Annotated in this window: 7 protein-coding genes; 5 read left to right on the top strand and 2 right to left on the bottom strand. The window is 70.3% G+C overall.

Translation table 11 applies throughout. From position 1 onward, the window contains the following. Positions 1-255 precede the first annotated feature (255 nt). Positions 256-1,794 (bottom strand): methyltransferase, encoded by a 1,539-nt coding sequence (locus tag FFS15_RS14395; protein WP_249354079.1) that lies wholly within the window; start codon positions 1,792-1,794, stop codon positions 256-258. A 139-nt stretch (positions 1,795-1,933) separates the two neighbouring features. Between FFS15_RS14395 and FFS15_RS14390 the strand changes: the two genes are divergently transcribed. The 5 genes from FFS15_RS14390 to FFS15_RS14370 all read left to right on the top strand — a co-directional run bounded on the left by FFS15_RS14390 (position 1,934) and on the right by FFS15_RS14370 (position 7,797). Then, complete coding sequence (locus FFS15_RS14390; protein ID WP_137845733.1) at positions 1,934-4,072, top strand: DUF6049 family protein; 2,139 nt, start codon at positions 1,934-1,936, stop codon at positions 4,070-4,072. Then, positions 4,069-5,679 (top strand): murein biosynthesis integral membrane protein MurJ, encoded by a 1,611-nt coding sequence (gene murJ / locus FFS15_RS14385; RefSeq protein ID WP_137845732.1) that lies wholly within the window; start codon positions 4,069-4,071, stop codon positions 5,677-5,679. Before FFS15_RS14390 ends, murJ begins: the two co-directional genes overlap by 4 nt. A 102-nt stretch (positions 5,680-5,781) precedes the next feature. Further along, entirely contained in the window at positions 5,782-6,768 is a 987-nt protein-coding gene (trxB, locus tag FFS15_RS14380; protein WP_137845731.1) for a thioredoxin-disulfide reductase, read from the top strand. Between the two features lie 83 nt (positions 6,769-6,851). Then, positions 6,852-7,175 carry a thioredoxin gene (trxA, locus tag FFS15_RS14375; RefSeq protein WP_137845730.1) on the top strand — a complete coding sequence of 108 codons (324 nt, stop codon included), beginning with the start codon at positions 6,852-6,854 and terminating at the stop codon, positions 7,173-7,175. 208 nt (positions 7,176-7,383) lie between these two features. Continuing rightward, positions 7,384-7,797 carry a YciI family protein gene (locus FFS15_RS14370; RefSeq protein ID WP_137845729.1) on the top strand — a complete coding sequence of 138 codons (414 nt, stop codon included), beginning with the start codon at positions 7,384-7,386 and terminating at the stop codon, positions 7,795-7,797. 29 nt (positions 7,798-7,826) lie between these two features. Here FFS15_RS14370 and FFS15_RS14365 read toward each other — a convergent pair whose 3' ends face one another. Beyond that, positions 7,827-8,174 (bottom strand): tryptophan synthase subunit alpha, encoded by a 348-nt coding sequence (locus FFS15_RS14365; protein ID WP_137845728.1) that lies wholly within the window; start codon positions 8,172-8,174, stop codon positions 7,827-7,829. Positions 8,175-8,209 lie beyond the last annotated feature (35 nt).

The raw sequence follows: 8,209 nt of genomic DNA, 5'->3' as shown, positions 1-8,209 counted from the left end.
CGCGAGGGTGACGACCGCTGCTATCAGCGGCGTCCGGGCGCGGTCGACGAGCGAAGGCGGGCGTAGCCGCCGAGACGCTCGAGCACTCCCCACAAGCCCTCCAGAGGGTCGGGCACACCCGGCGAGGGGAATGCCCAGGGTGGACGGTCCGCACCACACCGCCCGGTTCGGATCGTCCCGTGGATCACCGGTCCGTGTCAATGGGGGTCGTCACATTGCTCCGCAGGGATCAGCCTGCCGATGCCGACGAACCGCTCACGCGAACCGGACGAACCCGCTGAAGACGAGCTCGCGCACCCGCGGCAGCAGATCGGCGCGCAGGGCCGCGGCATCCACGTCGAGCAGGTGTGCGATGGCATCGATCAGCACACCGACCGGCAGGTCGCCGTCGCAGGCGCCGACGAGGGCGGCGAGGCCGGGATCCACGGCGAGCGAGCGGGCGAATCCGCCGCCCTGACGCAGCTCGATCACCGTCGGATCCTCGGCTCCCGGCAGGTGATGGCGGGCTTCGGTGACGTCGGCGGCGACCGCGAGGACGGATGCCGCGAGCGCGGCATCGTCGAGGGCGGCGAGCCGGTCGTGCGCGGCGAGCGCGGCGGCCAGGTGGGCGCCGAGATCGTCCCCGCCGAGCGGCTGCGGGAGGGTCTCGTAGCGCGCGAGCGACGGCTGCCCGGCAACCGGACGCCGCAGCAGCACGTAGCCGAACCCGACCGCGGTCACCTGGCGAGCCGTGAAATCGTCGAGCCACGCATCGATGAGTCTCGCGAAGCGCTCGGTGCCCGGAAGAGTCCCGCCGTCGCGCACCCAGAGCTCGGCATACGAGAGCGGATCGAGGCTCTCACGCTCGACCACCCACGCGTCCAGGGGCACCGGCGACGCCTCAACCCACGCGCGCGCACGGTCGAGGCCGGAGTCCCCGGCGCGGGTCTCCCAGTTGCCCAGCAGCTGTGCGACTCCACCCGGCGCGAGGTGCACGCCGACGCCCTCGACGAACGCCCGGACGAGGTCGTCCCCGACGAGTCCGCCGTCGCGGTACTCGTACGCGGGCACGCCGTCGGAGCGCGGTGTGATGACGAACGGCGGATTCGACACGATGCGGTCGAACTGCTCGCCGGCGACCGGTTCGAACAGGCTGCCGAGCCGAGTCTCGATGGCGTCGATGCCGTTGAGCTCCGCGTTCAGGCGCGTGAAGTGCAGTGCGCGCTCCGAGATGTCGGTCGCGACGACATGGTCGACCGAGCGCCGGGCACGCAGTGCCTGGATGCCGCATCCGCTGCCGATGTCGAGCCCCCGACCGGCGGGTGTCGGCAGCTGCAGCGCCGCGAGCGTCAGGGACGCGCCGCCGACCCCGAGCACGTGATCCTCGGGCAGCGCGCCACCGAGCGCCGCCTCGTCGAGATCGCTCGCGAGCCACCAGGCGATCTCCCGATCCGGTGTCTCATCGTCGCCTCCGAACGAGATCGCCTGCGGTCGGACGAGCGCCGTCGGCCGCACCGTGTCGCCGTCGATCACGCCGATCCCGAGCCGCGCGATGCCGGCGGCGCCGGTGCGGGGGAGCGCTCGATCGACGTATGCCGTCGGCTGCGGCATCCCGAGCATGAGAAGGCGCCCGAGAACCGCCACCGCGTCGTCGCGATCACCGATGGCTCGCTCGGCGGGCGAGCGGAGCCCGCGCGCGATCGCGTCGTCGGCGGTCTCGCCCCAGGCGTCGCGCAGCGCATCCGACGTGTAACCCGCTTCGCGGAGATCATGGGCGAGGTCTCGGCACGTGGCGGGTTCGGGTTCGGGAAGCACGGCTCCATTCAACCGCGCCTCACACCGCGCCGCCCAGTGCAGTGGTGAAGGGCGGTGCGGTGCGGGGCTCTCAGATGGTCGCGCCGTAGAATCGCACTCGATCGTGCGGTCAGGACATCGCACAGGAGCGAACCACTTCATGACCGACTTCCGCCACGGGACCCCGCCGCGCCGCGCCCGTCGTGCACGCCGTGCGGCGGCTGTGGCCCTCGTCATGCTGGGCCTGTGCGCGGGGGGCATGCCGGCCGCTGCCGCTACCGCACCGACACCCACTCCCACCCCGATCGCGCCGACCGGCATGGTCGAGTTCACCCTCGCACCGGTCGGAGAGGGGATCGTCTCGCCCGGTGACCCGCTCGCCGTCTCACTCGCGCTCGACAACGGCACCGCGGTGGCGACCACACCGGTCACCGCGACGCTCTCGCTCGGCACGACGGCGCTCCGCGACCGCGCGGCGCTCACCGCGTGGCTCGACGGTGAGAGCGCTTCGGCGGGCCTCACCGACGTGGGCACGGTGCTCCTCGATGCCGTCGTCCCCGGCGGCGAACTCGTGAAGGGCTTGCGGGTGGAAGCGGACGATCCGACGCTCACGGCGCTCGAGCCCGGCGTCTATCCGCTCGCGGCCGCGTACGAGACGGCCGGGGTGACGACGACCTCGACGAGCGCCGTCATCGTTCCCGATCCCGCTGTCTCAGGGGTGGGGATCGGCGTCGTCGTGCCCATCACCGCCGGGCCGCTGTCGACCGGTCTGCTGACGGCGGAACAGCTCGCGGTGCTCACCGCTCCGAACGGTGCACTCACGAGCCAGCTGAACGGGGTCGCCGACACCGCCGCGATCCTGGCCGTCGACCCCGCGATCCCCGCGGCGATCCGGGTGCTGGGCTCCGCCGCCCCCGATTCCGCCCGCGCCTGGGTGCAGCGCCTGGTCGACCTGCCCAACTCGCGCTTCGCGCTTCAGTTCGGCGACGCCGATGTGGCCGTGCAGCTCGAAGCCGGCCTGAACCGTCCGCTGCGCCCGACCTCGCTCACCGCCTACATGGACCCCGCCGACTTCGACCCCGATGAGGATGCCGAGCCGACGCCCGCGCCGACGGCGACCCCTGCTCCCGATCCTGATGCGGTGGTGCTGCCGAGCATGGACGAGCTGCTCGACATCGGCGGAGCGCGGGGCGCGGTCTACTGGCCGGCGGGCGGCGCAGCGACCTCTGGCGTGGTCTCGGAGATCGGCGGCATCACCGTCGACGACCAGACCTCCCTCACCCTGCTGTCATCGGCAGCCACCGCCGGCGGCGCTGTCGGTGAGACGGTCCCGGCTCGCGCGCTCGTCGACGAGGCCGACGTGCTCGTCTACGACGCCGACGCCTCGCGGGCACTCCGCGACGCGTCGCTCGAAGACACCGCTCGCCGCGGCGCCCCGCTCACTGCGGCGGCCGCCTACCTCGCCTTCGCGACCGACGAGTCCGGCGGCGGTCCGCTGCTGGTGACCGTCGACCGCGCGCAGGGCCGCTCCAACGTGGCACTCGGGGCGACCATCGGCGCAGCACTTCGCACCCCCGGCGCCGTGCCGATCACCCTCAGCGGGCTCGCCGCCGCCGAAGCGTCGCCGATCGCTCTGACCGATGCCGCGATGCCGGCGGAGAGGGTGGCTGCGGCATCCGCTCTCTTCGCTGACGAAGCCGAACTCTCGCGATTCGCCACGATCCTCGACGAGCCGTCCCTGCTCACCGGCCCGGAGCGCGCCGAGATCCTGCAGCTGCTCGGCGCGGGCTGGACGAGCGACGACCTCGCGTGGAACGCCGCCGTCGCGACCCATAGCCAGGAGACCACCACCACCCTCGACGCGGTCGGTCTCCTCCCCACTGACTCGATCGACCTCTACGGCTCGAACGCGGGTCTGCGCTTCTGGGTGCGCAACGACCTGCCGTATCCGGTCAACCTCGTCCTCTATGCGACCCCCGACAATCTGCGGCTCGATGTCCAGGGCGAGAACCCGGTCGTGGCGACCGCGTCGAGCAACACCCGCGTCGAAGTTCCCGTGCAGGCGCGGCTCGGGAGCGGCGAGGTGACCATCGCCCTGCAGCTGCGCAGCCCCGCGAGCGTCGCGATCGGCGATCCGATGTCGGTCGACGTCGACGTGCGTGCCGAGTGGGAGACCTTCGGTGTCGCAGCCCTCGGCACACTCGTGGGTGCGCTGCTGCTGCTGGGCGTCGTGCGGACGGTGCTGCGGATGCGGGCCCGTCGCAAGACAGCCGGAGCGGATGCCGAGGACGACGCATGAGCATCGGGCGGGCGAGCGTCCTCATCGGTGCCGGGACGATCGTCTCGCGGCTGACCGGCTTCCTCCGCGCGGTCGTGCTCGTTTCGGCGGTCGGGGCGACCACGGAGGCCGGCAACGCCTTCGCGATCGCGAACCAGCTGCCCAACAACATCTACGCGATCATCTCGACCGGGCTTCTGAGCGCCGTGGTGGTGCCGCAGATCGTGAAGGCCGCCGCGCACGACGACGGCGGGCGCGCGTTCGTGTCGAAGCTGTTCACGCTCGGCACCGTCGTGCTGGTGGCGACCGCGGCGCTCGCGACGATCGCGGCTCCGTGGCTGGTATCGCTCTACGCTCCCGACTTCCCGCCCGCCCAGCATGCCCTCGCGACGGCGTTCGCGTACTGGTGCCTGCCGCAGATCCTCTTCTACGGACTCTTCGCGCTGGTGGGCGAATCCCTCAACGCCCGACGCGTGTTCGGTCCGTACACGTGGGCGCCGATCGTCAACAACATCGTCTCGATCGCGGGTTTCCTCGTCTTCATCCAGCTGTTCGGCGCGGCCGGCGCCGGCACGGTGTGGACGCCCGAGATGATCGCGCTTCTCGCCGGCACCGCGACGCTGGGCATCGTGGTGCAGACAGTGATCCTGTTCGCGTTCTGGCGACGCACCGGGCTCCACGTGCGGCCCGACTTCCGCTGGCGCGGCGTTGGCCTCGGGCAGATCGGGCGCCTCGCCGGCTGGACCTTCCTGATGGTCGTGGCGGGTCAGCTCGCCGGCATCGTGCAGTCGCGCGTCCTCTCGCAGATCCCCGAGGGCGACCCCGGAATCTTCGTGTCGCAGAACGCCTGGCTGCTGTTCATGCTCCCGTACTCGATCATCGTGCTGTCGATCGGCACCCCGTACTTCACGCAGCTCAGCGAGCACGCGGCAGGCGGCCGCCACGACGAGGTGCGCGCCGATGTGGGGCGCAGCATCCGCATTCTGGGTCTCTTCGTCGTGATCGCGACGACCGCCCTCGCGGCAGCCTCGGTACCCGCATCGCGCATCTTCACCGGCAGTCGCGACGAGGCCGTCGCCGCGGCAGTCGTGCTCGTCTGCTACCTCTTCAGCCTCGTGCCGCTGGCCGTGCTGTTCGTGATCCAGCGCACCTTCTACGCCTACGACGACACCCGCACGCCGTTCTTGTTCACGCTGCTGCAGTGCGCACTCGTGGTGCTCACCGCCCTGGCAGCGTCCTGGGCGGTGTCGGCCGAGGTGCTCGCGATCGGGTGGCTCGCCGCGTCCGTCGCCCTCGGGCAGTCGTTCGCGACCATCGTGCAGGTGATCATCGCCACCGCGATGCTGCAGCGCCGTCGCGGGGGTCTCGGAATCGGGTCGTGGATGCTGTCGCTCGGCCGGTTCGCCCTCGCCGCCGTTCCCGCCGCGGCGGTCGGCTGGCTCACGTTCCTCCTTCTCGGCGGCGTGGACGGGTGGATGGTCTCGGACAAGCTCCTGGGCGCGATCGGCGCCGGGATCATCGGCATCGTCTCGATCGCGGTGTACGTGGGGCTGCTGGCATTGCTGAGGGCGCCCGAGCTCGACACCGCGATCGGCCTGGTTCGACGGATGTTGCCCGGCCGCCGCTGACGGGGTTCACCGCGCGTTCACCGGCACGGGGTGGAATGCCCCGCGGTTACCATGGGTTGAGTCATGCGGGGCGATTCCGCCCCGAAAGAGAAGGGTGCGCGAGTGCGTCACGTCATCATCATCGGATCCGGTCCCGCGGGCTACACCGCGGCGATCTACGCGGCGCGGGCGAACCTCGAGCCCCTCGTGGTCGCGAGCTCGGTTGAAGCCGGCGGCGAGCTGATGAACACCACCGATGTCGAGAACTTCCCCGGATTCCCCGAGGGCATCCAGGGGCCCGAGCTCATGGCGAAGATGCAGGAGCAGGCCGAGCGCTTCGGCGCCGAGGTGCTCTACGACGACGTCGTCGAACTCGATGTCGACGGCCCGGTGAAGAAGGTGAAGCTCGGCAGCGGCGCCGAGCACGAAGCCCATGCGATCGTCTTCGCAACGGGCTCGGCCCACCGCAAGATCGGCATCGACGGCGAAGAGCGACTTTCCGGCCGCGGCGTCTCGTACTGCGCGACGTGCGACGGATTCTTCTTCCGCGAGCGCGTCATCGCCGTCGTCGGCGGCGGCGACTCCGCGATGGAAGAGGCCACGTTCCTCACCAAGTTCGCCTCGAAGGTCTACGTCATCCACCGCCGCGAAGAGCTGCGCGCCTCGAAGATCATGCAGCAGCGCGCGTTCGCGAACGAGAAGATCGAGTTCGTCTGGAACAGCGAAGTCGTCGACATCCTGGGCGACGAAGCCGTCACCGGCATCGTGCTCGGCTCGACCGTCGACGGCACGCGCCGCGTGCTTCCCCTCGACGGCGTGTTCGTCGCGATCGGCAACGACCCGCGGACGCACCTCGTGCACGGAAAGCTCGACATCACGCCCGAGGGCACGATCTGGGTCGACGGCCGCTCCGCGCGCACGTCGGTGGACGGCGTCTTCGCCGCCGGTGACGTCGTCGACCCGACCTACCGTCAGGCCGTCACCGCTGCCGGCAGCGGAACCGTCGCCGCCCTCGACGTCGAGCACTTCCTCGCCGCCCTCGGTGAGGCCGGCGCCCCCGACGCGACCGCCGACCAGATCGAAGACCTGCCCGGCGCAGACGCAGCCTGATCGGGCCTGGCGAGCCGCTCGGAACAATCCGAAGCGCCGCCGCGTTCGAACAACCGGAAGACTTACCCACCGAAGGAGACAGAATGACCGCCAAGGCGACGACATCCGCCACCTGGGAGCAGGACGTGCTCCAGGCCGAGGGCCCCGTGCTCGTGGACTTCTGGGCCGTGTGGTGCGGTCCGTGCCGCATGGTCGCCCCGGTCCTCGACCAGATCCAGTCGGAGCACCCCGACAAGATCACGATCCTCAAGCTCAACGTCGATGAGAACCCCGATCTCGCGATGAAGTACCAGATCACCTCGATCCCCGCGATGAAGGTATTCAACAAGGGTCAGGTCGAGACCACGATCATCGGCGCGAAGCCCAAGTTCGCGCTCGAGCAGGACCTCGCCGCTTACATCGGCTGAGCTGTCCGCTCTTCGAGAGAGCCCCGCTGTTCCGGATGAAAAGTCCGGATCAGCGGGGCTTTCTCATACATGCCGGCTTCGGCATCCGTCGATTCTTCGAGCGATTTCGGCAAGGATGTCGATCCGGGCCCCTCTCGTTCGACGCACGAAGTGAGAAGGGTCACCGAGACCCCCGGGCCGGTGGCCCGAGCGACGTCAGGAGGACGAGATGCGGTACATGCTGATCATGCAGGTCGAGCGCGAGGCGGCGGCACAGGCCGCCGAGATGGACATGGCCGAGATGTTCGCCGTGATGGGGGCCTACAACGACGAGTTGCAGAAGGCCGGGGTGTTCCTGGCGGCCGAGGGTCTGACCGACCCCGCCGAAGGGTTCCGCGTCGACTTCACCACCACCCCGCCGGCCGTCACCGATGGGCCGTTCGCCGAAACGCGTGAGTTCTTCAACGGGTACTGGATGCTCGAGGTCGCAAGCCGCGAAGAGGCCGTCCACTGGGCGCGCAAGTGCCCGCTCGGGCCGGGATCAGCGCTCGAGGTGCGTCGGGTGCACGATCTCGCCGACTTCGATCTGCCCGGCGACGAGTGGATCGAGAAGGAGCAGGAGTGGCGCGCAGCCAACACGTGAGCGATGCGTCCTGTTCCGCCTGGGGCGGGTCAGGACGCGTCGGCGCGCACCGTCGCATCCCAGCGACGGTGCGTCTCGGCGTCACCGAGCAGCCGCCACACGGCGCGCGTCAGCGGCGGATAGTCCAGGGCGATCTGACGCAGGACGCGGTACTGGCGAGCCGCGGTCGGGCGCACCCCGCCGTTCTCGGCGATGTTCTCGGCGCGAAGCATGAAGACGACCAGTTCGTCGACACTCGGCAGGTCTTCCATGAAGTCCCACGGGTCTTCGCCCGCGCGCAGGCGTTCGGCGATCAGCACCGACAACTCGTCGGTCGCCTCGGCACGCAAGAGCTCCAGGCTGGCGCGCCTGCGGTGGGTCTGTTCTTCTCTCGCCACCCATCCAGGGTACGTGAGGCCTGGGACGCGGGGTC

Origin of the sequence: Microbacterium sp. 2FI (genome assembly GCF_005502885.1) — a bacterium.
Classification (GTDB): domain Bacteria; phylum Actinomycetota; class Actinomycetes; order Actinomycetales; family Microbacteriaceae; genus Microbacterium.
This window is presented reverse-complemented; position numbering and strand designations above follow the sequence as displayed.

What these genes read in the sequence shown, in the direction of transcription:
- murJ (WP_137845732.1), top strand. Translation starts at nt 4,069, where the DNA reads ATGAGCATCGGGCGGGCGAGCGTCCTCATCGGTGCCGGGACGATCGTC.
- FFS15_RS14390 (WP_137845733.1), top strand. Translation starts at nt 1,934, where the DNA reads ATGACCGACTTCCGCCACGGGACCCCGCCGCGCCGCGCCCGTCGTGCA.
- trxA (WP_137845730.1), top strand. Translation starts at nt 6,852, where the DNA reads ATGACCGCCAAGGCGACGACATCCGCCACCTGGGAGCAGGACGTGCTC.
- FFS15_RS14370 (WP_137845729.1), top strand. Translation starts at nt 7,384, where the DNA reads ATGCGGTACATGCTGATCATGCAGGTCGAGCGCGAGGCGGCGGCACAG.